We start from the raw sequence: 25075 nt of genomic DNA, 5'->3' as shown, positions 1-25075 counted from the left end.
GCTGCCCGCGGCGAACGAGAAGAGAGGATCCAGCGTGAGCGCATCGGAGGGCCCCGCCATCCGCACCCGCGGACTGGTGAAGAAGTTCGGCGACAACGTCGCCGTCGACGGCGTGGATCTCGACATCCCCCGAGGCGGGGTGTACGGCGTGCTCGGCCCGAACGGCGCCGGGAAGACCACCGCGATCCGGATGCTGGCCACGCTGCTGCGGCCCGATGCCGGGCAAGCGCAGGTCCTCGGCCACGACGTCTTCACCGAGGGCGCCACGATCCGCGAGAAGATCGCCCTCACCGGCCAATTCGCCTCGTTGGACGAGGACCTCACCGGCATCGAGAACCTGGTGCTGCTCGGGAGGCTCCTCGGGTTCTCCTCTCGCGCCGCCCGGACCCGCGGCACGGCACTCCTGGAGGCGTTCGGCCTGGCCGACGCCGCCGGCCGCCAGGTCAAGAAGTACTCCGGAGGTATGCGCCGCCGCCTCGACATCGCCGGCTCGCTGATCGTCACACCCGAGCTGATCTTCCTCGACGAGCCGACGACCGGTATCGACCCCCGTAGCCGCAACCAGGTCTGGGACATCATCCGGACCCTGGTCGGGGCCGGAACCACCGTGCTGCTGACCACCCAGTACCTGGAGGAGGCCGATCAACTCGCCGACCGACTGGCAGTGATCGATCACGGGCGTGTGATCGCGGAGGGCACTCCGGGTCAGCTCAAGGCACAGGTCGGGTCCGGCGCCCTGAAGGTACGCGTGGTCGACCCTGCGCAGCGCGAGCGAGCCGCCGAGATCCTGACCCGCAGCATCGAGGCGGAGGTCACCCGCGAGTCCGATCCAGCGGCGCTGCTGCTGCGGCTCGAGGCCGGAGCGCACGCGGCGGACGCGCTGCGTGCCCTCGAGGCCTCCGACATCGAGATCGAGACCTTCGCCCTGGGCCATCCGAGCCTGGACGAGGTGTTCCTGGCGCTGACCGGCGAGCCGGCCGACTCTGACCCGGGCTCCGACCCCCAGACCGACGACATGGCCGACGACGGCCGGAGAGTGAGCGCGTGATGGCCACCACGACCCAGCCCCAGGCACCCTCACGCGAGGCCGAGCCCGAACGCATCCGGCAGATCCTCGTCGCGCCCCAGGACCGGCCGCCGCGATCGGGCCCGCTGAGCGCGTGCCTGACCTACGGCTGGCGGGCTCTGCTCAAGATCAAGCACGTACCCGAGCAGCTCTTCGACGTCACCGTCTTCCCGATCATGATGACGGTGATGTTCACTTTCATCTTCGGCGGGGCTCTCGCCGGCTCGGTGGACCAGTACGTGCAGTGGCTGATCCCGGGGATCTTCGTGCAGACGCTCATCATGATCACGATGTACACGGGCCTGACCCTGAACAAGGACATCTCGAAGGGCATCTTCGACCGCTTCCGCTCGCTGCCCACCTGGCGGCCCGCGCAGCTCGTCGGTGCGCTGCTGGGCGATCAGGTCCGCTACACCCTGGCGGGCGTGATCATCCTGCTCGTCGGCTTCGTCATGGGTTTCCGGCCCGACGGCGGATTGATGGGAGTGATCGCAGCATTCGTGATGCTGCTGGTCTTCTCCTTCAGCGTCTCCTGGATCTGGACCGTGGTCTCGCTCTCGGTACGCAGCGAGCAGGCCGCGATGGGCATCTCGATGTTCATCCTGATGCCGCTGACGTTCGCCTCGAACATCTTCGTGGACCCGAGCACCATGCCCAGTTGGCTGGAGGGCGTCGTCGACGTCAACCCGGTCTCGGTGGTGGTGACCTCGGTCCGTGAGCTCATGTCGGGGGTCTACGACGTCGGCTCGATGATGACCGTCCTGATCTACTGCGCAGTGCTGGTGGCCGTCTTCGGTCCGATCTCGATGGTGATCTACAACCGGAAGTCCTGACCCCTCGTGGCGACCACAGCGTTGCACGCGTGGCTGCTCGACTCCGATCCCGCCCTACGCTGGCAGGTCGAGCGGGATCTGGTGCACGAGCCCGAGCACGTATGGCGAGCCACGCGGGCGCGCGTGCAGACCGAGGGATTCGGCGCCCGGCTGCTCGCACTGCAGGACCCGGAGGGCACCTGGGCCGGCGGCGCGCACTTCCCCGGCGACTTCTCCAAGGAGGAGTTCGCACGGTCGGGGCAACCCTGGACCGCGACGACGTGGAGTCTGAACGCTCTACGCGAGTGGGGCGTCCCGGCGCAGACTCTGGAAGGGACCGCGGAGCTGCTCGATCGCCACGCCCGGTGGGAGTACGACGACCTGCCGTTCTGGTCCGGCGAGGTCGACGCCTGCATCAACGGGTTCACGCTCGCCAACGGCGTGTGGCTCGGCGCCGATGTCGCCGGGATCGCGGACTGGTTCGTCACCCACCGGCTGGCCGACGGCGGCTGGAACTGCGAGTGGGTGGAGGGATCGACGCGCTCGTCCTTCCATTCCACCCTCAACGCCCTCAAGGGTCTGCTGGCATGGGAGATGGCGACCGGTGGCTCGCCGCAGACTCGCGCGGCGCGCCGTGCTGGCGAGGAGTACCTGCTCGAGCGCGGACTCTTCCGCCGGCTCAGCACCGGCGAGCAGGTCGGAGAGTGGTCGACCGTCTTCTCCTATCCGATGCGCTGGGTATGCAGCGTGCTGAATGCGGCCGACTACTTCCGCACTGCCGCCCTCACCGACGGCGGTGCGCCGGACGAGCGGCTGCGGGATGCCATCGCCGTGATCCGGGCCCAGGAGCAGCACGACGGCACCTGGATCCAGGCACACCGGCATCCCGGCCGCGTGTGGTTCCACGTCGACGTACCGCCCGGTGAGCCGTCGAAATGGCTCACCTTCCACGCCCGCCGGGTCCTGCAGTGGTGGGACGGCGCCGGCCGGTGAGCTGGCCGGCCCGGTTCACGCCAGCGCGCTCCAGCAGAGCACCGCGAGCCAGCTCCAGCCCGCAATGATCAGCACTCTCTGGATGAGTCCGGTGCGCGGGTGATCGGCCTCCCACGCCTGCCCGAACCACACGAACACCACCGCCGTCACCAGTGCGGTGAGAGCCGAGTAGAGGACCATGGCGAGCTCGTCGAGGGCCAATGCCGCCGCGATGGCTGCTGCGGGCACGGCCGCGAACACCGGCACGCCGGCCCAGTCATGAAGACGATGGCGCAGGCTGTAGTGCGAGGGGGTCGTGTCCGGCGTACCGGGCGGGTACCCCCGCATCGGATCCATCGGGAACACTCCGGAGGCGACCAGCCCCAGTCCGAGTACCCCCACCGCCGCGGTCAGCCACAGGCTCCCCACCGTCTGCTGCAGTCCGATCGCCGACAGCGCGATCAGTGTTCCGCAGCCGATGAAGTTGACCGTCTGCACCCACCCCCGTGGGCCCAGGGCCAGCGCGCTGACGGGCTGACGCACGGGGTGATAGCCCGGGCGCGTCAGCCCGTCGAGGAGGAAGACCACCACGAACAGACTCGCGCCGGCGATCCCGGCGGCCAGCACCGCCGTCGTCATGACCAGCGGAACAGTCGGGCGGCAAGCCCGCCGGTGACCAGAGCCCAGGCACCGAGTGCCGCCAGGTGGCCGGCCTCGGGCTGCTCACCGACCCATGCGGCACCCAGCGCCTCGTTGCCGGCCCCGTAGGGCAGGGACTCCCCGATCGTTCGCAGCACCTCGGGCAGGTTCGCCATCGGGCCGAAGCCGCCGCCGAGTGCCAGCATCAGGAAGAACGTCACCAGGCCCATCGCCAGGCCGGCGTTGACGGTGGGGGCCACGGCCGCGATGAGCGTCCCGATGCCGTACATCGCCGCGAGCAGCAGGGCGCCCACGAGCAGCGCCCAGCCCAGGCTCGCGGGCAGCGTGACCCCGAAGAACATCACACCGATCGCCATCATCAGGCCGACCCCGAGCAGGACCTGCGCCAGACTCACCAGCATCTGTGCGATGAGGATCGTCGCGGGCCTCGCCGGGGTGACCGCGAGCCGGCGGAGCACGCCGTACTTGCGGTACATCGCCAGGAACGAGGGCATGTTCACCACGCCCACCAGCGCCACGACCATCGAGATGGTCAGCGGCATGATGATCGAGTTCATGACCGTCGAGCCGTCCGGCAGAGTCTGGTTGCCGCCCTGCGACACACCGTTCACGATCATGAGCAGCACCGGGAAACCGATCGGGATGATCAAACCGGAGGTGTCCCGGCCGATCATCCGCGCCTCTGTCAGGAACATCTGGCCCCATGCCGCGGCCGGGAGGCGGCGGGCGGGCGGCAACGTCGTCGTCATGTCTGTCTTCCCTCTCAACGGGGCTCGGGCTCGACCACGGGCTCACCGAGCTCCTGGCCGGTGAGCTGGAGGATCGCGTCATCGAGCGTGGCGGTCCGGGTCCGGAAGTCGGTGGCGGGGATGTCGTGGCGCATGAGGGCGGCGGTGACCTCCTTGACGAGCTCCCCCTGTCCGGTCACGAGTACTTTGCCATCATCGACCGCCACGTCTGCCACCCCCGGCAGGGCGGCGAGCAGTGAGGGGGCCAGCGGGGCGTGGGCGCGAAAACTCACGCCGTCGGCCCCCGGCACGCGGGCGATGAGGCCGGCCGGGCTGTCGAGCGCGACGATCTTCCCGGCGTCGATGACGGCGATCCGGTCGCTCAACCGCTCCGCCTCCTCCATGACGTGGGAGACGAGGATGATGGTGATGCCCTCCGCGCGCATCTCCTCGACGAGGTGCCACATCTCGCGGCGGGCGGCGGCGTCCAGCCCGGTCGTCAGTTCGTCGAGCACGGCGATCCGCGGCCGGCCGACGAGCGCCAGGGCGATGTTCAACCGCTGGAACTGTCCGCCGGAGAGGTGCTCCGTGCGGGTATCGCGCACCTCGCCCAGCCCGAGCCGCTCCACGAGACCGGCCGGGTCGAGCCCGTCGTGGTGGAAGGAGCGGTAGAGCCGGACCTGTTCGAGGACGGTCAGGCTCGCGTGCGGGTATCCCCTCTGCAGCTGCACCCCGACCACCTGCTGCACGCGGGCGCGTTCCCTGCGGGGATCGACGCCGAGCACCCGCACGCATCCGCCGTCGGGCCTGCGCAGCCCGATCGCGCACTCCACCGTCGTCGTCTTCCCCGCGCCGTTCCGGCCCAGGATCCCGAGGATCTCCCCGGACTCGACGGTCAGGTCCAGTCCGTCGACGACGTTCCGCCCGCCATAGGTCTTGACCAGGCCTTCGATCTCGACGACCGGCATGGTGTCTCCTTCACTGTCGGTCCGCTCGCCTCGGCGAGCGGCCACGCCTGACATGGCCGCTGCCTCGGCGGCGGGCACCGATCCCTCCAACCGTTGCACCACCACGCTAGGAATCCGGCCGAGCCACCACATCTGCCGGACGTCACCGGTTTGCCCCATGACTTGTGGCACCTGCCCGCACGCCCACCGGTCTCCGTAGGGTGGGGCCATGGAGCGCACCACCCGGGTCCAGATTTGGGCCGGCGTCAGCATGCTCGTCCTGTGCGTGCTCATCGGGGCCGTGGAGGGCGCCTCCGTGCTCACCGTCGGCGGGTGGGCCTACCTCGCCCCGTGGCTGGTGGTCTTCCTCGGCTATCTCGCCGCGCTGGTACTGGCCACCGCCCGCAGCGCGCCGGCCACACTGCAGGGTCGGCTGCTGCTGATGGCCACCCCGGTCCTGCTCAGCAACGTCATCGTGCTGCTCTCACCCAGTCGCGGTGGTCTGGGCTACATCCTGCTGGTGCTCACGGTAGGCATCGCCGCACTGCACGTGGAGATTCGCTGGCTCGCCGTCGTCGTGCTCTGGAACTCGGCGGTCGTGGCCGCGGCAGGTGCGGGACTCGGCCCGCTGGTCGAGAACGCCAACGCACCGGCCGAGATCCTGATCATGACCTTCCTGTACGGGCTGTTGCAGGTGGCCACCGCCACCATGGTGTGGAGCCAGCAGCGGGTCGAGCATGCGCTACGACAGCTCAGCGTCGCGCACGTGGAGCTGCGCAGCACCAGCGCACTCCTCGCCGAGTCGAGCCAGGCACAGGAGCGGCTGCGGATCTCCCGCGAGCTGCACGACGTCCTCGGCCACCAGCTCACCGTGCTCTCGGTCGAGCTCGAGGTGGCCTCCCACCGCGCCGACGGCCCTGCCCGTGAGCACGTGCTCCGTGCCCGCGGCCTGGCCAAGGACCTGCTCGCCGACGTCCGCTCCGTCGTCGGGAGCCAGCGGGAGCGCAGCTTCGACCTCCCCGGTGCCCTGGCGCGAGTCACCGAGGAGATCCCGCACCCCCGTGTGCACCTGGAGATCGAGGCCGGACTCCAGGCCCAGGAGCGCCATGCCGCCACCGTGGTCCGCGCCGTCCAGGAGATCGCCACCAACACGATCCGCCACTCGCACGCGGAGAACCTGTGGATCAGTCTCACCACCGACGATGACGCGCTGCTCCTCGGCGCCCATGACGACGGAGTGGGGGCGGTGCACGTCGTGCCCGGCAACGGCCTGCGTGGACTGCGCGAGCGGGCCGAGGCGGTGGGCGGCCGGGTGGACATCGACGGCAGCTCGGGCTTCCGCATCCAGGTCGAGCTACCGGCACGGCAGGAGGTCCCCGCATGATCCGGGTCGTGATCGCCGACGACCAGACCCTCATGCGCCAAGGCCTGCAGAGCCTGCTGGAGCTCAGCGAGGAGGTCGCCGTCGTGGGGCACGCCTCCGACGGCGACGAGGCGCTCGAGCGGGTCGTGGAGGTCTCCCCCGACGTCCTGCTCCTCGACCTGCGGATGCCCGGCCGGGACGGGATCGCCACCCTCGAGGCGCTGCGGGAACGCGGCAGCGAGGTTCCGGTGCTCGTGCTCACCACCTTCGACGACGACGAGCTCGTGTTGCGTGCCCTGCGCGCCGGTGCGCGGGGCTACCTGCTCAAGGACGTCGCCCTGGAGGAACTGGTCGGCGCGATCCGCACCCTGGCCGCCGGGGAGACCCTCGTCCAGCCGGCGCTCACCAACCGGCTGATGCGAGGGATCGGCCGGCGCCCCGAACCCGACGACTTCGTCCACCTGCCCACCCCCGAGCCGCTCAGTCCTCGGGAGACGGAGATCCTGCGCCTGCTGGCCAGCGGCTTCACCAACCGGGAGATCGCCGAGGCGCTGTTCCTCGCCGAGGGCACGGTGAAGAACCACATCTCCACCCTGCTGGCCAAGCTGGGAGTCAAGGACCGCACCCGTGCGGTCCTGCGCGCACTGCATCTCGGTCTGCTCACCGCGCCCTCCGCATGAGTGCCGCCGCAGTCGTGCGGGAGGGCGCCTCGATAAATACCGTGACCCGCGATGCGTGCGCTGCCAAGGTGGTGACCGTGCCCGGCCGGGCGCACCCACACCACCACGAAGGCAGGATCCACCCATGCACCCGATCGTCATCTACGAGATACACCGCCTCGAGCACCAGCAGCGACTCGCCGAGCTCACCCACCGCAGGAACATCCTGCGGGAGCTGAGGATCCGGCGGATTCTCGCGCGACTCACTCGAGGCGGCCGGTCCACCGGCCGCCTTTCGGCTTTCCAGGGCACTGTCACCGCCCAGGGCACCGATGCTGCCCGGAGCGCCACCCACCTGAAGGACACCGCCGCCTACATCCGAGCCAGCTGACGGCGCAGGCGCTGGCCGTTGGGTGGTGGCGGCCGGCGCCGGTGCATCGCGATCTGCCGGCCGTGGCCCGCAGCGGCAGCCGCCCACGCGGGCCACGGCTGGGAGGTCGGTCGCGCTCGATACAGTGTGGGCGTGAGTTCTACGCCCAAGACCCCTGGCCGCGGCGATCCCATCGTCTGGATCGACTGCGAGATGACCGGCCTCGACCTGCACCACGATGCGCTGATCGAGATCGCCGTGCTCGTGACCGACTCCGAGCTGCACACCCTCGATGCCGGGCTGGACCTGGTGATCGCTCCCCCGCCGGGCGCCGTCGAGCAGATGGGCGAGGTCGTGCGCACGATGCACACCACCTCCGGCCTGCTGGACGAGCTCGACCACGGCATCGCACTCGCCGACGCCCAGGCCCAGGTGCTCGACTACGTCAAACAGTTCGTCCCCGAACCCCGCAAGGCTCCGCTCGCCGGGAACTCGGTGGGTACCGACAAGTCCTTCCTCGACCGGGACATGCCCGACCTGACCGCCCACCTGCACTACCGCATCATCGACGTCTCCTCCATCAAGGAGCTCGCGCGGCGCTGGTACCCGCGCGCCTACTTCAACTCCCCGAAGAAGGAGGGCGGCCACCGCGCCCTGGCCGACATCGCCGAGAGCATCGACGAACTGCGGTACTACCGCAGCGTGCTCTTCCCCGACGACTCACGGCTGCCGGACTCCAAGAGCGCCCAGCGTGCGGCGGCGCTGATCGCCTCCTCCCCCACGCTCCCGGCAGCGTCGGAGTAGTGTCCGCCGTCGGGCTGTGAACTGGGCGGATGTGCCCTGAGCCACAGCACCGGTGGTGCGAAGGCACCTCGTTCGTTCGCTACACTGGTTCATCGCAGCCGCGTGCGGATGCACCTGGTGGCTATAGCTCAGTTGGTAGAGCACCGCGTTGTGGTCGCGGGGGTCGCGGGTTCAAGCCCCGTTAGCCACCCCATCGAGAACGCACCCTGCTGGTCATGCCGGCAGGGTGCGTTCGTCGTCGGGCGGCCACTCACGGGGGCGTCGAACTCGCCGCCAGCCCCCGCTCGGCCGCGGCCGTGCGCACGGCGTCGATCACGAGTTCCAGCGTTCTGCGGGTGGGCGTCGTCGCACGATGGGCGAGCGAGACCGTGCGCAGCACCGGCTCGGTCAGGGCGATGATGTCGACGCCGTCGGGCACCGTGTTCAGCACGAGGTCGGAGACCAACGTGACGCCCAGGCCCCCGGCCACCATCGCCAGTGCCGTGGACTGCTCCTCCACCTCGTGCGCGATCCGCGGCTCGAACCCATGGCGACGGCAGCCGATGCGCACGGCCCGGCCGAAGTGCGATCGGGGCCCGGCCAGCACCCAGGACATCTCCGACAGTGCTGCGAGCGAGATGCTGGTCTCGGTCACCGTGCCTGTCGGCACCGCCGCGTGCAGACGCTCCACGGCGATCACCTCCCTGGCCAGCGCAGGGTCCCACGGCATCGCGTAGTCCGAGTAGTCGATCACGAACGACAGGTCCAGCGACCCGTCCAGCACCGCACCGGCGGTGTCCTCAGGTGCCAGCTCGGTGGTGCGCACCTCGATACCTGGATGTTCCTGGGCGAGTCGCGCCAGTGCCGTCGGGAGCAGGCCCGAGGCCACGGACGCCCACACGCCGACCTCGAGCCGGGAGACGACACCGCCCTGAGCGTGCTCCAGCGCCATCTCGGCCCGCTCGACGGAGCCGAGGATGTCCTCCGCGTGCTCGGTCAGCAACACCCCCAGCTCGGTGAGCCGGATCCGCCTGCCCATCCGCTCGAACAGCGTCGCGCCGACCTCCCGCTCGAGCTGGGCCAGCTGCTGGGAGACGGCCGACGGGCTGTAGTGCAGGCTCGCCGCCGCGCCGGTGACCGTGCCACGACGATGCAGCTCACGCAGCATCCGCAACCGGCGCAGGGAGAGCTCCATGACGGTCAGGGTACGCGCCGGGACCACCCTTAAGAAGAACTGCACGTTTCCGTGCATGAACCGTTGCTGGACGCCCGCGGTCCCGCGGCCGCACGCTGGGGACATCAGGTGAGGTGCACCCACGGGGCGCACCTGACAACAGCACTCGTGGAAACCCAGCAGGAGGTGATCGTGATGACGACTCTCGACACGCGGTGGCAGAACTCACCCGCCGACGACGGCCGCGCCGGCACGTCGACGACAAGCCTGGAGTCCCTGGCCGAGCCGTACCGTCGGGTCCACTGGACCGACCCGGTCACCGGTGCCCACGGTTACCTCGTGATCCAGACGCTCGTCTCCGGACTCGCCACCGGGGGGACCCGGATGCGGTCCGGCTGCACACTCACCGAGGTGGAGGACCTGGCCCGCGGGATGGCCGCCAAGACGGCCGTGTTCGGGCTGCCGGTCGGCGGCGCGAAGGGCGGGATCGACTTCGACCCACAGGACCCCCGCGCCACCGGGGTGCTCGAGCGGTTCTTCGCCCACATGAAGCCGTGGCTCGACGCCCACTGGGTCACCGCCGAGGACCTAGGCGTGACGCAGCAGCGCATCGACGACGCCTTCGCCGCCGTCGGGCTCGGACAGTCCTTCCACGCGGCCATCCAGCGCTCGCAGGACCCGGGCGCCACGCTCGCACGGGTGCGGGAGGGCCTCGAGACCCTGACCGAGGACGAGTGCGCGCTCGGCGACGTGATCGGCGGCTACGGTGTCGCCCAGGCCTGCCTGGGAGTCTTCGAGACCCGGGCCTGGATGATGCCCGAGGTCGCCATCCAGGGTGTGGGCACGATGGGCGGCGCCGCCGCCTTCTATCTGCACGAGGCCGGGGTCCACGTCGTGGCCATGGCCGACGCCCTGGGCACGCTGTACGACCCCAACGGCCTGGACGTGCCGGCACTGCTGGACCTGCGCGACGAGTACGGCACCATCGACCGCACCCGCGTGCCGGGCACCGTCACGCTGCTGCCGCGTGAGGCGGTGCTGGCCGTCGAGGCCGACATCCTCGTCCCGGCCGCCATCTCCTACGCGATCACCCCGGCCAACGTCGAGGACGTCGCTGCCGCGGTCATCGTCGAGGCGGCCAACACCGGGGTCACCCGCGAGGCCGAGGCGATGCTGGCCCGCCGCGGCGTAATGGTGGTGCCTGACATCGTCGCCAACACCGGTGCGGCGGCCTGGGCGTGGTGGCTGCTGTTCGGCTGGGTCGGCACCGACCCGGCGGACTCCTTCGACCGCCTCTACACCGAGATGCGCAGCAAGGTCGCCCGTCTGCTCGAGGAGTCCATGCGCACGGGCGTCTCCCCGCGGGAGACGGCGTGGAGCATCGCCGCCGCCAACCGGGCTGCGATGGACAACATGGCCGAGGCGATCATTCCCTGACACAGGCGGTCACGGCCCGGCTCCCGCTCGAGGGCCGGGCCGAACCGCGCTGGGCGCGCCGTCAGGCCAGGTCGATGTTGTTCGAGTCCGGACCCATCCGGATCTCGGCCGCGAGGGAGTCCGCGAAGCGCGTCATGGCGTCCCGGCCGAGCGAGCAGTGCAGGGCCGGGTCGATGAGTTCGAGCTCCATCACCACCGGGGTGCGACCCGAGGGCACCAGGTCCACCCGGGCGTACGGCAGCGGACGGCTGGAGATGTTGCGGCCGGGGATCCGCTGCCGGGCGAAGGCGAGCGCCTTCTGCGCGGCCTCGATCTCCTCGTGGGTGGCCTTGTAGGCCTCCATCTCCTCCACCTGGAAGGCGTTCGGATCGTCGATCCCGGTCAGCATCGCCTCCTTGCGCATGGCGTGGGAGAACGTGCCGTGGAAGAAGACCAGCGCGATCTCCCCGTGCGAGTCCACCTCCGGCATGTACCGCTGCACCATCACGCTGTGCCCGGCATCGATGAGGCGCTTGGCGTGCTCGATCGCGTATCGCCGGGAGTTGGCGTCAGTGGCGGTGTAGCGCCCCGCGCCCTCCGACCCGGCGGCGATAGCGGGCTTGAGCACGAAGTCCTCCCGCGCCGGGAAGCGATTGTGCAGTCCGCGCTTGTCATAGCCGTGCTGCGGCTCCAGCCAGGTGGTCTGGACGGTCGCCAGCCCGTGGTCGGCCAGTGCCTGCAGGTAGTGCTTGTCGATGTTCCAGCGCATCACGTTCGGCGGGTTCACCAGCCGTGGCACCGAGGCGGCCCACTCCAGGAACTTCTTGCGCTGGGAGGTGTAGTCCCAGACCGAGCGCAGCACCACCAGGTCGTAGACCGACCAGTCCACCGCGGGGTCGTCCCAGATGACGGCCTCGGCGTTGATCTCCCGCTCCGCGAGTGCCCCGATCAGCGGCGCGTCCTCGGGGTGCAGATCGGGCAGGTCGGCGCAGGTGACGAGCGCGAGACGAGGAGTGGTCACGGCCTCACCGTACTAAACCTCGCCTCGCGCTCGTGGACCTGTTCAGCGACCCCCGTCGATCTTGCGGTGCCGCTGCGCCCGGCCGGGGCCGCCGTAGGGGTAGTCGTCGGTCTCCGGCTCGCTGGCCGCGGTAAGCCGCTCGAGCTCGTCCGTGCTCAACGTCAGCTCCACGGCACCCAGGTTGTCGCGCAGCTGGTCCAGCGACCTCGCCCCAAGGATCACTGAGGTCACGCCCGGCTGTGCACCGAGCCAGGCCAGCGAGACCTGGGAGGCACTTGCCTCGTGCGTGGCGGCGATGTCAGTCACAGCGTCCAGGACCCGCCACGTGCGCTCGTTGTCGTTGCGCTTCTGCCAGGCCTCCATGCCCCGCTCCGGGTTCTCACCGAGGCGGGTGGCGCCGGTGGGCGCAACGTCGCGCTCGTACTTCCCCGTGAGCCAGCCACCACCCAGCGGCGACCAGGGCAGAAGGCCGATTCCGGCGTCGAGCGAGGCGGGGACGATCTCGTGCTCGATGCCGCGCACCAGCAGGCTGTATTGCGGCTGCAGGGTCGCGGGCAGCGCCCAGCCGTGTCGGTCGGCGACGTGCACGGCCTTGGTGAGTTGCCAGCCGGTGAAGTTGGAGAAGCCGTAGTAGCCGATCTTGCCCGCCGATACGGCGTCGTCGAGGAATCGCAGTGTCTCCTCGATCGGGGTCAGGGCGTCCCAGGCGTGCATCTGGTACAGATCGATGTGCTCGACGCCGAGGCGTCGCAGCGAATCGTCCAGTGCGGTGCGCAGGTGCCGACGGGACGTGCCGAGGTCGTTGGGGCCGGTTCCCATCGGGAAGCGCGCCTTGGTGGCGATCACCATCTGCTGCGCTTCGCTCGGGTTCGCCGCGAGCCAGCGTCCGACGATCTCTTCGCTTGTTCCGCTGCTGTAGACGTCCGCCGTGTCAAGGAAGTTACCCCCGGCTGCGCGATAGGCATCGATGAGGGCGTGGGAGGTCTCCTCATCTGCTTCCTTGCCGAACGTCATCGTCCCGAGCGCCTGCTCGAACACGACGGCGCCGCTCCGGCCGAGGTTTCGGTAGGGGGTGGTTCCGGTGACAGTCATGTGGAGGATCTCCTCAGGATGCTCGGCGGTGAGTGCGCACACGATCGTCGCGCATCGGCAGGCTCCGACGTGTGCGCCGGGGAGCCACCGGTCACGACGACGATAGGACGACCATCCGCAACAAGTCCAACAGCAATATCTGCTCCGTCCCGCCAGCCGCGATCACGAGTAGTGAGTGGGCTCGCCGCGGCGAGCAAATGGGATGATGAGCTCCACGACGGCGCGCGACAAGGGGCCTGGACGTGGCGGCGCCGCGGATGCAGGGAAGGACGGCGGGGTGGTGCACGTGCGGGGACAACGTCTGGGCCGCGATGAGGGCGTTGAACGACGTGCCGTCGTGATCGTGAATCCGACCAAGGTCGACGGGCAGCGGCTGCGTGCCGCCGTCTCCGCCGAGGAGCAGGCACGGCGATGGCGGCCGTCGGTATGGTTCGAGACCTCTCCCGATGATCCCGGACAGAGCGTGGCACGCGCGGCCCTTGCCAACGATCCGACCGTCATCATCGTCGCGGGAGGTGACGGGACGGTTCGCGCCGTGGCCGAGGTGGTGCACCCTACGCGGGTACCCCTGGCAGTTGTCCCGGCCGGTACCGGCAACCTGCTGGCTCGCAATCTCGGATTGATGGCCGACATCGAGACCGCCGTGCACACCGCCTTCACCGGGTCGACCCGCGCGATTGACCTCGGCGTCACCGAACTCACGCACCGCGACGGCCGGACGCAGACCCACGTGTTCCTCGTCATGACCGGCGTCGGACTGGACGCGCGGATGGCCAGCGACACCAGCAGGGCCCTGAAAAAGCGAATCGGCTGGCTCGCCTACACCGAGCCGATCAGCCGTTCGGTGCTCGGCAACAAGCAGTTCGAGATGCACTATGAGGTGGGCCACGCCAAGGAGCGCACGGTTCGTGCGCACACGGTCATCGTCGGCAACTGCGGCACTCTCACCGCAGGAATCCTTCTCCTCCCGGATGCCCGAGCCGACGACGGGTTGCTCGACGTCGTGCTGCTGCGACCCAGGGGCTGGTGGCAATGGCTGCGGGTGGCTGCCCGGCTTGGCGTCGGCGGGGTTCTCCACCGTACGGAAGGCGGCCGGGTCGTGCTCCGCTCTGCACCCGACCTGCGAGCACTGCAATACGTCCAGGATCGACGTCTCACCGCTCGCTTCGACGACCCCCAGAAGGTCGAACTCGACGGAGACAGCTTCGGGTTCGTCACCGCCGTCACGATCACGATCCGGCCTCACGCGCTGCTCGTCCGGGGCCCCTGGCTCACCGGGAACGGAGCAGGAAAGATCCCCGCCCGGCTACTGCCGGACGGGGATCGGATGTACACCCCCCGGGACTCGAACCCGGAACCCAGTGATTAAGAGTCACTTGCTCTGCCAATTGAGCTAGAGGTGCGTGCGCGACATCGATACTAGCAGGGGCTCTGGCGCCGGAGCGAACCAGGAACACCCGACGTGAGGCACGCCACGTACGCTGGTGCCGCACCCAACCACGGAGGTTATCCATGCCGCGTCTCGAGCCGGGTCAGACCGCGCCCGACTTCACCCTGCCCGCCGCCGACGGCGGATCCTTCTCCCTCGCGCAGGCGCGCGAGGGAGCCGACAAGGGCGTGATCGTGTACTTCTATCCCGCGGCGAGCACCCCGGGCTGCACCACCCAGGCCTGCGACTTCCGCGACTCGCTCGCCTCGCTCGGGGCGGCGGGCTACGCCGTCGTGGGCGTCTCCCCCGACCCTGTACACAAGCTCCAGGCGTTCGCCGAGAACGAGTCCCTCACGTTCCCGCTGGTCAGCGACACCGAGCACGGCACCCTGGAGGCCTACGGAGCCTGGGGCGAGAAGACGAACTACGGGCGCACCTCCGTCGGCGTCATCCGCTCGACCGTCGTCGTCGGTACCGACGGTACTGTCACCGAGGCGCAGTACAACGTGCGCGCCAAGGGGCACGTGGCCAAGTTGCGCCGCGATCTCGGTCTCGGCTGAGCCACAGCGCTCGCGGCTGGGCGCCAGACCTCACAGCGGATCCTGCAGGAAGACCTCACCGATCACGTCCAGCATCCGCGCCTGAGCCAGCCGGGCGCTCTCCGGGTCGGCCTGGATGAGCGCCCGGATCAGCGCATTGACCATGATCGTCTGGCTCAGTCGCGTCGTCCGGGTGATCTCATCCCGGAAGGAGGAGGCGCCCAAGCCGGAGACGAAGCTGACGCTCGCGAGCTCGGTCAGCGGCGATCCCGTGAAAGCGGTGAAGGCGATCACCCCGGCACCGGCCTCCCGGGCGGCTCGCGCGGCCTGCACCGTAGGCCTGGTGCTCCCCGTCCCGCTCACCACGATGCACACGTCCTGAGGCCGGAGCAGCCGGGCGCGGACGCCCTGGGCGAGATGGTCCATCGGCGCCTCGGCGCTGCGGCCGATGGCGTTGAGGCGCATCGCCGCCTCCATCGCGACCGGGGCCGAGAGCCCGTTGCCGATCACCAGTACCGTGGGCGCGGCGAGCAGCAGTTCGACACCGAGCTGGACGTCGTCTCCGTCCACCAGCATGGCGAGGTCCTCGGCCGCCCTCGCCACATCCCGCACCACCGCGCGCACCACCCCGACGGCGTCCCTCGGCTCGCGCTCCTCGACCGTGCGGGCGCTCAGGCCGACGTCACGGGCGAGCAGCACCCGCAGCTGCGGGTAGCCCGAGAATCCCAGGTGCTGAGCAGTGCGAACCACCGTGGCCCGCGACGTGCCGGCCGCGTCGGCCACCTCCTGGGCCGAGGCCTCGATCGTCCACTCGGGCCGGTCGATGAAGACCTGGGCGACGCGCTGCTCGCTCGGGTGCAGGGCCTCGATGCCGGCGCGGATCAGCGCCGGGACGCTTCCCGGTTCAGGGTTGCCGTTCACTACACCGCGACCTGCTCGCGAACCATCCTGGCGGCCTTCGGCGCGCCGGGGCCGGCGATGATGCGCTGGCGCACCCGGGCCGAGATCTGGTCCACGATCACGGTCACCACGATGATCACCACGAGCGTGATCCCGATGCGGCCCCATTCGCGACCGCTGAAGAGCTGATCGAGGATGGACCCGATCCCGCCGGCGCCGACGATGCCCAGGATCGCGCCGGCACGGATGTTGATCTCGAAGCGGTAGAGCCAGAAGGCGACGATCTCGGGCAGCACCTGGGGCACGACCGCCCAGCGCAGCTGCTGCAGCCGGGAGGCGCCGGCGGCGTCCAGCGCCTCCAGCGGTCCGCGGTCGATGCCCTCGATCGCCTCACTGGACAACTTGCCCAGCGTGCCCACCGAACCCACGCCGAGGGCCATCGCCCCGGCCAGCGGTCCCAGTCCGAACACCGGGATCATGAAGACCAGTGCCAGGACGATCTCAGGAACGGCGCGGATGATGTTGAGCACCTGCCGGGTGACGATGACCACCACGCGTGGCGCGGTGTTGCTCGCGGCGAGGAATGAGACCGGGAAGGACAGCACGGCACCGATGAGGGTGCCGATCCAGGCCATCTGCAGCGACTCGATCATCAGCGCCAGGCTCTTGGACCAGTACTCGCTCCACGGCATCGTGAACGGGTTCTCGATGACCCCCTGGCCCATCAGCGCGATGAACCGGGGCGCCTCGGTGACGATGTTCCCGAACCGCTCCCATCGGGCATCGACCTGCCAGATCGCGAACAGCACGATGGCGGCGCTCACCACGAGCCAGACGGTGCTCCTGGTCCTGGACGGCGGGCGCGGCCGGGTACGCGTGCCGGTCCCGGGTCGCTGTGGGCTTGTCATGTCAGCCTCCGCCGCACGGCGCGTGAGGCCTGGTCGAGGATGAAGACCACAATGACGAGTGCGTACACCACGGCGGCGAGGTCCTCGTGCTGCAGGCGCGAGACCAGGATGTTGATCACCACGCCGAGACCACCGGCCCCGACGATGCCCAGCACGGCCGAGGCGCGGATGTTGATCTCGAAGACGTAGAAGCAGTACGACAGGTAGTTCGGGGCCACCTGCGGCAGCACCGCGAAACGGCCGCGCTGGAACCGGCTCGCGCCGGCGGCCTCCACGGCCTCGATCGGGCCCCGATCAACCGCATCGATGCTCTCCGAGGTGAGCTTGGCGACGATGCCGATGTTGAACATGATCAACGCGAGCACCCCGGCCAGCGGCCCGTCCACGACGAAAGCCACGAAGAGCAGACCCCAGGCCAGGTCCGGCAGGGAACGCAGGACCGAGAGCGCGAGTTTGACGAAGCGGTAGACCGCGGTGTTCGGCGCCGAGACCTTCGAGGCCAGCATCGCGCACGCCAGCGCCAGGATGCACCCCACCAGGGTGGCGATGATCGCGATGTAGAGCGTCTCGAGGAATCCCTCGCGCACGGCCGGCCGCGTCAGGATCGCCCAGTTCGGGTCGAAATACCGGGCGACGATCTCCCGGCCCCGGTTGACGTCCTCCCACAGCGGGCGGAGCGTGAACTCGATGCCGACCGCCGAGTAGACGGTGATACCGGCGAAGACGACGATCGCGACGAGCACCCCAATCGGGGGCGGCGGCTTACTGGGCCGGTCGGCCTGGGGCCGAGTAGGCGGGGCAGCGGCGGGCGAGCTCACGTCACCGGACCTGCCTGCTTGTCGACCACGTCCTCGGCGGTCAGCGACCGGCCGTAGATCGACTCGAAGACGGCGTCGTCGGCCTCGGCGCCGCTGCCGTCGAAGACCACCTGGCCATCGCGCATCCCGATGATGCGGTCGCCGTAGCGACGGGCGAGATCGAGGAAGTGCAGGTTGACCACGGTGGTGATGCCGAGCTCACGGTTGATGCGCTGCAGGTCGCGCATGACCGCGTCCGCGGTCGGCGGGTCCAGCGAGGCGACCGGCTCGTCGGCGAGCATGATGCGAGGCTGCTGGGCCAGCCCGCGGGCGATCGCCACCCGCTGCTGCTGACCGCCCGAGAGCTGGGAGGCGCGCACGTACGCCTTCTCGAGGATCCCCACCCGCTCCAGCGCATCGAAGGCGATCTCCTTGTCCGCGGCGGAGAACCAGCCGAGCATCGAGCGCACGAACCCGGTGGAGTGCAGTCGCCCGGTGAGGACGTTGTTCATCACCGAGGTGCGGCTCACGAGGTTGAAGGACTGGAAGATCATCCCCACCTGCGAGCGCAGCCGCCGCAGCTGGCGCCGGTTGGCCGCCGCCACCCGGGCGCCGTCCACCAGCAGCTCGCCCCCCGTGGTCGGGACGATCCCGTTGATGGTGCGCACCAGCGTCGACTTGCCGGCCCCGGAGAGGCCGACGACCACCACGAACTGCCCGTCCGGGATGGTGAGGTCGACGCCGTCCAGCGCCGTCGTGCCGTTGGGGTAGGTGACGGACACGTCGCGGAACTCGATCATCGGCTTCCTTCTCACGCGCGGACGCGGGCGGGGCGCACCGGCACCCCACCCGCGTCGATGACTAGCGGTTGATCACAGGCCGGCGAAGTTCGACTCGACCTCGCGGGCGGCGTCGAGCGCCTCGAGGTCGGCCGGGACCAGGCCCTCGATCGAGTACACCTCGTCGAACGCCGTGGCGCCCTCCTCGGTCTCGATGACCGCGACCATCGCGTCGGCGATGCGCTGCTGCAGGTCCTCGGAGAGGTCGCCGGAGACGGCCACGCCATCATTGGGGATCTCGTCCGAGAAGGCGAAGACCGTCACCTCTTCACCGATCTGAGGGTTCTCCTCCACCACGTTGTCGCGGGCGTCGTCGAAGCTGACCCCGACCGGGTAGTCACCGCTGGCGACATTGATGATCGAGTTCGGGTGGCCGCCGGCGAAGAGCGTGTTGAGCGCCAGCGGGTCCAGGCCGGCCACACGCTCGAGCTGGGTAGCGGGGTAGTAGTACCCCGAGGCCGAGGACTCGTCGACCATGGAGATCTGGGTGTCCTGTTCGATCAGTTCGAGGGCATCCTCGCCGGCCGGGCCGGTCTCTGCCTCGTCGGTGCCGTTGCAGAAGGTGTAGATCGAGCCGTCCTCCTGCTCGACCTCGACCACCTCGTCCAGGCAGTAGGTGTCCGGATCATTGGTGAACCACTGCGTGTGATAGGTCGAGGTGCCGTAGCGCACCGACTGCAGCACGATCTCCGCTCCCGCCTGGTCGGCGGCCTGGACCAGTGCGATCGGACCGAACATGCCGATCTGCGCCTGACCGGTCTGCATCGCGGTGACCAGGCCGGCGTAGCTGTCGGTCACCGTGGTGGTGACCGGGATGCCGAGCTCGGCCTCGATCAGGGCGCCGAGCTCATCGGCGTCCTCGACCAGCGTGTCCATGTCCTGGGAAGGCACCAGCCCGAGCACGAGCTCCTCGGGGTCGGCGGCCGCCTCCTCACCGGTGTCCTCGCCGGTCTCCTCGGCCGCGGTCTCCTCGTCGGCCGGCTCCTCGCTCGCACACGCCGTCAGAGCCAGCGCGGCCGCGGCGCCGATCGCCGCGAATCGCATCGCACGCTTCATCTTTCACCCTCGTCAGTCGGGTACCCCTCGGCACCATCGGTCGCCCCCGCAACGACATTGCGCCGCCGGCGAGAACGGTGAACACGAGTTGCACGCTACTGAGGCACGGACGAACGCACCAGGGATCGGAGGTTGCAGTCCGGTAAACACTCACTGAACGGTCGAGGCTTTGCTCGATCAGGTCGCTAGGCCGGGAGATCGTGCTGCTCGCGCGCCCAGGCGAGGATCGCCGGTGCCAGTTCCTCGAATGTCGGCGCCGCGGCCGTGCAGGGCGCGTCGTGGCGGGAGAAGCGGTCGATGAAGAAGCCCGCCGATCCGCGGGCCATCGCCGGTGCGACGTCGTTGATCCATACGTCGCCGACGCTGGCCAGCCGCGCGGCATCGGGGACTTGCGCGCCGAGCGTCTCGAGGATCTCCGGCATCCGGGCGGGCTTTCCGGCGTCCGGCCAGAGCCGGTCGATCAGCGGGGTGAGTCCCTCGCGTTCGATCCAGCTCTGGGCACCGACGGCCGGGGCATTGGTGACCAGGACCACCTGGGCGCCCAGCCCACGCACCTGCGTGAGAAGCTCCGCCACGCCGTCGGGCGGCCTGGTCTCACCCTCTCCGTCCTCAAGTCGACTCCGGGAGGCGAGATAGGCCTCCGCCAGCCCCTCTCGGGGGACTCCGGCCTGCGAGGCCAGTGCGGCCACGGCGTGGTAGCCGTCGGGAGCGTCGGGGACAGCCCTGGTGCCGGCGAAGAACTGGCGCGTCTGGTCGAGGAGGTCACCGGCCGCCGCATGGCGGCGCTGGATCTCCTCGGCGTAGAAGAGGACCGGGTCGTCACCGACGCAGAGGGTCCCGTCGAAGTCGAGCACGAGGACGGCGCGGGGCCTGGGGACGAGCGTCACGGCACCCAGGGTAGAGGGCGGGCGCCGCCCCGGTGCAGCAGCACGGCGACGCCGGCCCTAGGCTAGGGCGCGCAAGCGCGAGTGGCGTAACTGGCAGCCGCGCAGGATTTAGGTTCCTGTGCCTTCGGGCGTGCGGGTTCGAGTCCCGCCTCGCGCACCACGACGCAGGAGTTGTGCTCGAGTCGGGACGAGGAGGAGCGCAGCGACGGCCCCGCCTCGCGCACGGCGGATCCGCGCCCACCGTGACCGGATCGACACGGCTGCGTCAGTCTGCGGCGTCATATTGCCGCGGCTCACGCATGCGTGTCGTGCCGGTCAGGCATTGGGAGAGTGACCGTGAGAGCGTGGGAGGGACACGGAGTTCGCCAACGAGACGCGCCACGGGGTAGAACACAGGGATGAGCGAGACTGCGATCGAGACCGGCGACGGCTGGTTCGAGCCGGACGAACTGGCAGCCGTGCGTCGTCGGCTGCCGATCCTGTACGTGGACGTGGTGCCGGTCCGGGTGGACCCGGACGGCGTCATCCAGCAGATCGGGCTGCTGCTACGCACCCCGCGAGACGGTGGGATCTCCCGTGCGCTGGTCTCGGGCCGGGTGATGCACCACGAGCTGATCCGCGATGCCCTCGCCCGGCACCTGGACAAGGACCTCGGCCCGATGGCCCTGCCCCGGCTGCCGGTCACGCTCACCCCGTTCACGGTGGCGGAGTACTTCCCGACTCCGGGGATCACCCCGTACCACGACCCGCGCCAGCACGCCGTCGCCCTGGCCTACATCGTCCCGGTGGACGGGGACTGCAGCCCTCAGCAGGACGCCCTCGACATCGGCTGGTTCACGCCGGAGGAAGCCGTCTCCCCGATGGTGCAGGCGGACATGGTCGACGGCCACGGCGCCCTGGTCCGCACCGCGCTGGCGAGCGTCGGACGGCTGGTCTGAGCACCAGCACTCCCCCGACGGCGCAGCCCGCCCCGATGGGTGTGCCTAGCCCGGCCTGGTCGGCCGGGGCGGATGTCGTCGCGGTCCTGGTGTTCGCGATCGCCGGACGCGGCACGCATCACGACGCCGCCGTGATCACCGGCGCACTGGGCACGGCATGGCCGTTCCTGGCCGCGCTGATCGTGGGGTGGGTCCTTGCGCAGGCCTGGCGCCGGCCGGTGCGGCCGTGGCCCACCGGCGTCGTCGTGTGGCTCGTGACGGCGGCCGGTGGGCTGGCGCTGCGCGGGCTCACCGGCGGCGGGCTCTCGGGCGCCTTCCCGCTGGTGGCCCTGGTGACCCTCGGTGTGCTCCTGCTGGGATGACGGACGGTGGTGAGCCTCGTGCGCCACCGGCGTTCACGGCACGCCGCTACTTGATCGCCCCCATCGAGAGCCCGCGCACCAGCTGCTTCTGCGCGACCCAGCCCGCGATCAGCACCGGCAGGGACGCCAGCAGGCTGGCAGCCGAGAGCCGGGCTAGGAACAGCCCCTCGCTCGTCATCGTGGAGGTGATGAAGATCGGCACGGTCGCCGCCCGGGCCGCGGTGAGATTGAGTGCGAAGAAGAACTCGTTCCATGCGAAGATCACGCAGATGAGGGCCGTCGCCGCCAGACCCGGCGCCACCATCGGGATGAGCACCGTCCGCAGCGTGCGCATCAGCCCGGCACCGTCCATGGAGGCGGCCTCGAGCACCTCCCCCGGGATCTCCTGGAAGAACGAACGCATCATCCACACCGCGATCGGCAGGTTCATCGCCGTGTACAGCACCACCAGCGTCCAGATCGTGTCCAGCACGTGCAGCCGTCCGGCGATCACGTAGATCGGCACGATCACCGCCACCACCGGCAGCATCTTGGTGGACATGAAGAAGAACAGCACGTCCTGGGTCTTCTTCACCGGCCGGATCGCCAGCGCGTAGGAGGCCGGCACCGCCAGGGCGATCACCAACAGGGTCGAGACGCCGGTGGCGATCAGCGAGTTGGCGAAGTACACCCCGGCTCCGCTCTCGATCACCGACCGGAACTGATCCAGCGTGGGGGTGAAGAACCACGTGGGCGGGTTGGAGGCGGCCTCACTCTCCTGCTTGAACGCCGTCAGGGCCATCCAGGCGACGGGGAAGAAGAAGGCGATGGCGATCACCCAGGTGAGGGCGGTCAGCAGGCCGCCACCCACACCCGACCCGCGGTCGGGGCGCGGCGAACGGGACGGTGCGGAGGTACGGGCCTCGAGGGACGTCGTCGTGGTCATCATCAGTCCTTCTGCTCGAAGCTGCGGAAGATCAGGCGCAGGGCGAAGGTGGCCACGATGATCGTGGCGATCACCACCACCACACCCATCGCGGCGGCCTGACCGATGTCGAAGCCGAGGAACGCCCGCTGGTAGATGTAGAACGGCAGGTTCGCGCTGGCGGTGCCCGGCCCGCCGGCGGTCATCAGGTAGATCTGGTCGAAGGTGTTGACCACGTAGATCGCGCCGAGCAGCACGCCGAGCTCGATGTAGCGCCGCAGCTGAGGCAGCGTGATCGAGACGAACGTCTTGCCCCAGCCGGCGCCGTCCATCTGCGCCGCCTCGAGCACGTCCTTGGGCTGGGCCTGCAGACCCGCGAGCACCAGCAGCATCATGAACGGGGTCCACTGCCAGACCAGCGCGATCAGGATGCTCAGCACCGGGTAGGTGGAGGTCCAGTCCACCGGGTTGATCCCGACCAGCCCGATCAGCCAGTTCACCATCCCGTAGGTGGGGTTGAGCATCGAGACGCTCCAGATCATCGCCCCGGCCACCGGCATGATGAGGAAGGGGGTGATCAGCAGCGTGCGGGCCAGGCCCTGGCCGACGAACTTGCGGTCCAGCAGCAGCGCCAGACCGATTCCCAGCAGCATCGCCACCGCCACGCATCCCAGGGTGAAGATCACACTGTTCAGCGCTGCCTGCCGGAAGGTGGAGTCGGCGAACAGGTCGACATAGTTGCTCAGGCCGACGAACCTGTCCGCGCCGGGGCGGAGCAGGTTCCAGGAGCGCAGCGAGTACCAGATCGTCACCAGGAAGGGCACCTGGGTGACGATGATGGTGAAGGTCAGCGCCGGGAGCAGCGGGGCCCGCCGGCGCCACGCCTCGGCACGTTGCAGCTGGGCCGGTGTCTTGACCTCATCGCGGCGATCGGCCTCTCGCCGGTGATGCTTCTCGACCAGGGTGGCCATCTCAGTTCTCCTCTTGGTAGGAGTCGGCCACCGTGGTGGCGTAGCGCTGGGACTGCTCGAGCGCCTGGGCGATGGAGATCTGACCGGCGATCGCGGCGGAGATCTGCTGACCCACGCGGGTCCCCAGATCCTGGAACTCGGGGATCCCGACGAACTGGATCCCCGGATAGGGCACGGGCTCGGCGAAGCTGTTCTCCGGACTTGCCAGCCCCATCGAGGTCAGGGTCGGCTCGGAGTAGGCCTCGGCGATCTCGGCGTACTCGGGGATCTCGTAGGTCGACAGCCGGCTACCGGGTGGCACCCGCTCCCAGCCGAGCTCGTCCCCGACCAGCTGGATGTAATCCGGGCTCGTCATCCAGGAGACGAACTCCCACGCGGCGTCGGTGTGCTCGCTCGTGGTGGGGATCGCCAGCGACCACGAGTACAGCCAGCCCGCCGACTCGGTCTCCTGGACCGGGGCCGGGACGTAGCCGACATCACCCGCGACCGTCGAGGACGAGGGGTCCTCCACGCTCGAGACCATGGAGGTGGCGTCGTACCACATGGCGGCATTTCCCTGGGAGAACCGGGTCAGGCAGTCACCGAAGCCCGAGGTGGCCGCACCGGGCTGTCCGTAGTCGCTGACCAGACCCACGTAGTCGCTGACGGCGTCGTGGACGGCGGGCGAGTCGAGCCGGGCGTTCCAGTCCTCGTCGAACCAGCTGCCCCCGTAGGTGTTGATGACGGTGGTCAGCGGTGCCATCACCTCGCCCCAGCCGGCGAGCCCGCGCAGGCAGATGCCGGAGAAGCCCGCCTCGGGGTCGTGCACCCGGGAGGCGAGGTCGCGCACCTGCTCCCAGGTGGGGCGCTCGGGCATCGTCAGACCCTGCTCGGCGAAGACGTCCTCGCGGTAGGCGAGGAAGGAGGATTCGCCGTAGAAGGGAACCGAGTACAGGTCGCCCTCGTAGGAGAGCGCCTCGGCGACGCTGGGCACGAAGTCCTCGGGCGCGTAGCCCTCGGTGGACTCCGCGTAGGGCTGGAGGTTCTCGATCCAGCCGTTCGCCGCCCACATCGGAGTCTCGTAGTTGGAGATCATGACGACGTCGAACTCGCCGCCGCCGGTGGCCACCGAGGCGGTGATCTTCGCACGTGCCTCGTTCTCGGGCAGGCTGACGAAGCGCACGTCGATGTCGGGGTGCTCGGCCCGGAACTCCTCCTGCAGGGAGATCGCGTCCTGCATCTGCGGGTTGGAGACGATCGCGACGACGATCTGCTCCTGCCCGTCGGCCCCGCCGACGGCGCCGGCTCCGGCGCAACCGGGCAGGGCGAGGGCGGCAGTCGCTACGGCAGCCGCCAGCCTGGGCCGCGCCCCGCGGCGCGGTGGATCCGTCCACGGTCCCGGTCCGGGCCGCGATGGGTGCTCTGGTGACATCGTCGTCGTCCTCACGTCGGTGTGGTGGCGATGGAACCCATCCCATCGCTCATGTGAGCATTGCCTTCTGC

Annotated in this window: 27 protein-coding genes and 3 tRNA genes; 14 read left to right on the top strand and 16 right to left on the bottom strand. The window is 69.6% G+C overall.

Annotation, left to right across the window (positions count from 1 at the left end):
- Positions 1-34 precede the first annotated feature (34 nt).
- Genes LQF12_RS05510 through LQF12_RS05500 form a run of 3 tightly spaced genes read left to right on the top strand, consistent with a single transcriptional unit; the run spans position 35 to position 2871 of the window.
- Positions 35-1048 carry an ATP-binding cassette domain-containing protein gene (locus LQF12_RS05510; protein WP_231054977.1) on the top strand — a complete coding sequence of 338 codons (1014 nt, stop codon included), beginning with the start codon at positions 35-37 and terminating at the stop codon, positions 1046-1048.
- Entirely contained in the window at positions 1048-1899 is an 852-nt protein-coding gene (locus LQF12_RS05505) for an ABC transporter permease (RefSeq protein WP_231054976.1), read from the top strand. Before LQF12_RS05510 ends, LQF12_RS05505 begins: the two co-directional genes overlap by 1 nt.
- Positions 1900-1905: 6 nt before the next feature.
- Positions 1906-2871, top strand: a complete 966-nt coding sequence (locus tag LQF12_RS05500) for a squalene cyclase (protein WP_231054975.1) — start codon at positions 1906-1908, stop codon at positions 2869-2871.
- 15 nt (positions 2872-2886) lie between these two features.
- Here LQF12_RS05500 and LQF12_RS05495 read toward each other — a convergent pair whose 3' ends face one another.
- The 3 genes from LQF12_RS05495 to LQF12_RS05485 are packed head-to-tail and all read right to left on the bottom strand — an operon-like array spanning position 2887 to position 5206.
- Positions 2887-3489, bottom strand: a complete 603-nt coding sequence (locus LQF12_RS05495) for a DUF998 domain-containing protein (RefSeq protein ID WP_231054974.1) — start codon at positions 3487-3489, stop codon at positions 2887-2889.
- Positions 3486-4259, bottom strand: a complete 774-nt coding sequence (locus tag LQF12_RS05490; protein ID WP_231054973.1) for an ABC transporter permease — start codon at positions 4257-4259, stop codon at positions 3486-3488. The genes LQF12_RS05495 and LQF12_RS05490 overlap by 4 nt, the downstream gene beginning before the upstream one ends.
- 14 nt (positions 4260-4273) lie before the next feature.
- Positions 4274-5206, bottom strand: coding sequence for an ABC transporter ATP-binding protein (locus tag LQF12_RS05485; protein ID WP_231054972.1), 933 nt, complete (start codon positions 5204-5206; stop codon positions 4274-4276).
- 208 nt (positions 5207-5414) lie between these two features.
- On the opposite strand from LQF12_RS05485, the gene LQF12_RS05480 reads away from it, so the two are divergent.
- The 5 genes from LQF12_RS05480 to LQF12_RS05460 all read left to right on the top strand — a co-directional run bounded on the left by LQF12_RS05480 (position 5415) and on the right by LQF12_RS05460 (position 8574).
- Positions 5415-6569: a sensor histidine kinase gene (locus LQF12_RS05480; protein WP_231054971.1), complete on the top strand. Its 1155-nt coding sequence runs from the start codon at positions 5415-5417 to the stop codon at positions 6567-6569.
- Positions 6566-7228, top strand: a complete 663-nt coding sequence (locus LQF12_RS05475) for a response regulator (RefSeq protein ID WP_231054970.1) — start codon at positions 6566-6568, stop codon at positions 7226-7228. Before LQF12_RS05480 ends, LQF12_RS05475 begins: the two co-directional genes overlap by 4 nt.
- A 124-nt stretch (positions 7229-7352) precedes the next feature.
- A complete protein-coding gene (locus LQF12_RS05470; RefSeq protein ID WP_231054969.1) occupies positions 7353-7598 on the top strand; it encodes a hypothetical protein in 246 nt (81 codons plus the stop codon).
- A gap of 132 nt (positions 7599-7730) precedes the next feature.
- Positions 7731-8381 (top strand): oligoribonuclease, encoded by a 651-nt coding sequence (gene orn / locus LQF12_RS05465; RefSeq protein WP_290370736.1) that lies wholly within the window; start codon positions 7731-7733, stop codon positions 8379-8381.
- A 117-nt stretch (positions 8382-8498) separates the two neighbouring features.
- Positions 8499-8574 (top strand) — tRNA-His (locus LQF12_RS05460).
- 57 nt (positions 8575-8631) lie between these two features.
- Here the strand turns inward: LQF12_RS05460 and LQF12_RS05455 are convergent.
- The gene (locus LQF12_RS05455) at positions 8632-9612 is read right to left on the bottom strand and encodes a LysR family transcriptional regulator (RefSeq protein WP_231054968.1); all 981 of its coding nucleotides are present in this window, start codon (positions 9610-9612) and stop codon (positions 8632-8634) included.
- A gap of 117 nt (positions 9613-9729) precedes the next feature.
- Here LQF12_RS05455 and LQF12_RS05450 point away from each other — a divergent pair, with 117 nt between their 5' ends.
- Positions 9730-10971 carry a Glu/Leu/Phe/Val dehydrogenase dimerization domain-containing protein gene (locus LQF12_RS05450; RefSeq protein ID WP_231054967.1) on the top strand — a complete coding sequence of 414 codons (1242 nt, stop codon included), beginning with the start codon at positions 9730-9732 and terminating at the stop codon, positions 10969-10971.
- 61 nt (positions 10972-11032) lie between these two features.
- Here LQF12_RS05450 and LQF12_RS05445 read toward each other — a convergent pair whose 3' ends face one another.
- A complete protein-coding gene (locus LQF12_RS05445) occupies positions 11033-11971 on the bottom strand; it encodes an ATP-grasp domain-containing protein (protein WP_231054966.1) in 939 nt (312 codons plus the stop codon).
- Between the two features lie 42 nt (positions 11972-12013).
- The gene (locus LQF12_RS05440) at positions 12014-13063 is read right to left on the bottom strand and encodes an aldo/keto reductase (RefSeq protein ID WP_231054965.1); all 1050 of its coding nucleotides are present in this window, start codon (positions 13061-13063) and stop codon (positions 12014-12016) included.
- Between the two features lie 202 nt (positions 13064-13265).
- On the opposite strand from LQF12_RS05440, the gene LQF12_RS05435 reads away from it, so the two are divergent.
- Entirely contained in the window at positions 13266-14432 is a 1167-nt protein-coding gene (locus LQF12_RS05435; RefSeq protein WP_354004706.1) for a diacylglycerol/lipid kinase family protein, read from the top strand.
- Here the strand turns inward: LQF12_RS05435 and LQF12_RS05430 are convergent.
- Positions 14394-14466: transfer RNA gene (locus tag LQF12_RS05430), tRNA-Lys, on the bottom strand. The two genes, LQF12_RS05435 and LQF12_RS05430, sit on opposite strands and share 39 nt — an antisense overlap.
- A 109-nt stretch (positions 14467-14575) precedes the next feature.
- Between LQF12_RS05430 and LQF12_RS05425 the strand changes: the two genes are divergently transcribed.
- Entirely contained in the window at positions 14576-15052 is a 477-nt protein-coding gene (locus LQF12_RS05425) for a peroxiredoxin (RefSeq protein WP_231054964.1), read from the top strand.
- A gap of 30 nt (positions 15053-15082) precedes the next feature.
- Here LQF12_RS05425 and LQF12_RS05420 read toward each other — a convergent pair whose 3' ends face one another.
- The 6 genes from LQF12_RS05420 to LQF12_RS05395 all read right to left on the bottom strand — a co-directional run bounded on the left by LQF12_RS05420 (position 15083) and on the right by LQF12_RS05395 (position 20418).
- The gene (locus LQF12_RS05420; protein WP_231054963.1) at positions 15083-15952 is read right to left on the bottom strand and encodes a MurR/RpiR family transcriptional regulator; all 870 of its coding nucleotides are present in this window, start codon (positions 15950-15952) and stop codon (positions 15083-15085) included.
- Positions 15952-16839, bottom strand: coding sequence for a phosphonate ABC transporter, permease protein PhnE (gene phnE, locus LQF12_RS05415; protein ID WP_290370735.1), 888 nt, complete (start codon positions 16837-16839; stop codon positions 15952-15954). The genes LQF12_RS05420 and phnE (LQF12_RS05415) overlap by 1 nt, the downstream gene beginning before the upstream one ends.
- Positions 16836-17657 (bottom strand): phosphonate ABC transporter, permease protein PhnE, encoded by an 822-nt coding sequence (gene phnE / locus LQF12_RS05410; RefSeq protein ID WP_231054961.1) that lies wholly within the window; start codon positions 17655-17657, stop codon positions 16836-16838. The genes phnE (LQF12_RS05415) and phnE (LQF12_RS05410) overlap by 4 nt, the downstream gene beginning before the upstream one ends.
- The gene (gene phnC / locus LQF12_RS05405) at positions 17654-18436 is read right to left on the bottom strand and encodes a phosphonate ABC transporter ATP-binding protein (RefSeq protein WP_231054960.1); all 783 of its coding nucleotides are present in this window, start codon (positions 18434-18436) and stop codon (positions 17654-17656) included. Before phnC ends, phnE (LQF12_RS05410) begins: the two co-directional genes overlap by 4 nt.
- 72 nt (positions 18437-18508) lie before the next feature.
- Complete coding sequence (gene phnD, locus LQF12_RS05400) at positions 18509-19531, bottom strand: phosphate/phosphite/phosphonate ABC transporter substrate-binding protein (RefSeq protein WP_231054959.1); 1023 nt, start codon at positions 19529-19531, stop codon at positions 18509-18511.
- A 185-nt stretch (positions 19532-19716) separates the two neighbouring features.
- Positions 19717-20418, bottom strand: a complete 702-nt coding sequence (locus tag LQF12_RS05395; RefSeq protein ID WP_231054958.1) for an HAD family hydrolase — start codon at positions 20416-20418, stop codon at positions 19717-19719.
- Positions 20419-20493: 75 nt separating this feature from the next.
- Between LQF12_RS05395 and LQF12_RS05390 the strand changes: the two genes are divergently transcribed.
- From LQF12_RS05390 to LQF12_RS05380, 3 genes are all read left to right on the top strand, one after another.
- Positions 20494-20578, top strand: a tRNA-Leu gene (locus LQF12_RS05390).
- A 238-nt stretch (positions 20579-20816) separates the two neighbouring features.
- The gene (locus LQF12_RS05385) at positions 20817-21356 is read left to right on the top strand and encodes an NUDIX hydrolase family protein (protein WP_231054957.1); all 540 of its coding nucleotides are present in this window, start codon (positions 20817-20819) and stop codon (positions 21354-21356) included.
- A gap of 35 nt (positions 21357-21391) precedes the next feature.
- The gene (locus tag LQF12_RS05380) at positions 21392-21718 is read left to right on the top strand and encodes a DUF3054 domain-containing protein (RefSeq protein ID WP_231054956.1); all 327 of its coding nucleotides are present in this window, start codon (positions 21392-21394) and stop codon (positions 21716-21718) included.
- Positions 21719-21764: 46 nt separating this feature from the next.
- On the opposite strand, the gene LQF12_RS05375 is transcribed toward LQF12_RS05380, so the two are convergent.
- The 3 genes from LQF12_RS05375 to LQF12_RS05365 are packed head-to-tail and all read right to left on the bottom strand — an operon-like array spanning position 21765 to position 25004.
- Positions 21765-22643, bottom strand: coding sequence for a carbohydrate ABC transporter permease (locus tag LQF12_RS05375; RefSeq protein ID WP_231055525.1), 879 nt, complete (start codon positions 22641-22643; stop codon positions 21765-21767).
- A 2-nt stretch (positions 22644-22645) separates the two neighbouring features.
- Positions 22646-23593 (bottom strand): carbohydrate ABC transporter permease, encoded by a 948-nt coding sequence (locus tag LQF12_RS05370; protein WP_231054955.1) that lies wholly within the window; start codon positions 23591-23593, stop codon positions 22646-22648.
- 1 nt (position 23594) lies between these two features.
- Positions 23595-25004: an ABC transporter substrate-binding protein gene (locus tag LQF12_RS05365; protein WP_231054954.1), complete on the bottom strand. Its 1410-nt coding sequence runs from the start codon at positions 25002-25004 to the stop codon at positions 23595-23597.
- Between the last annotated feature and the right edge of the window lie 71 nt (positions 25005-25075).

Origin of the sequence: Ruania suaedae, assembly GCF_021049265.1 — a bacterium.
GTDB classification, from domain to species: domain Bacteria; phylum Actinomycetota; class Actinomycetes; order Actinomycetales; family Beutenbergiaceae; genus Ruania; species Ruania suaedae.
This window is presented reverse-complemented; position numbering and strand designations above follow the sequence as displayed.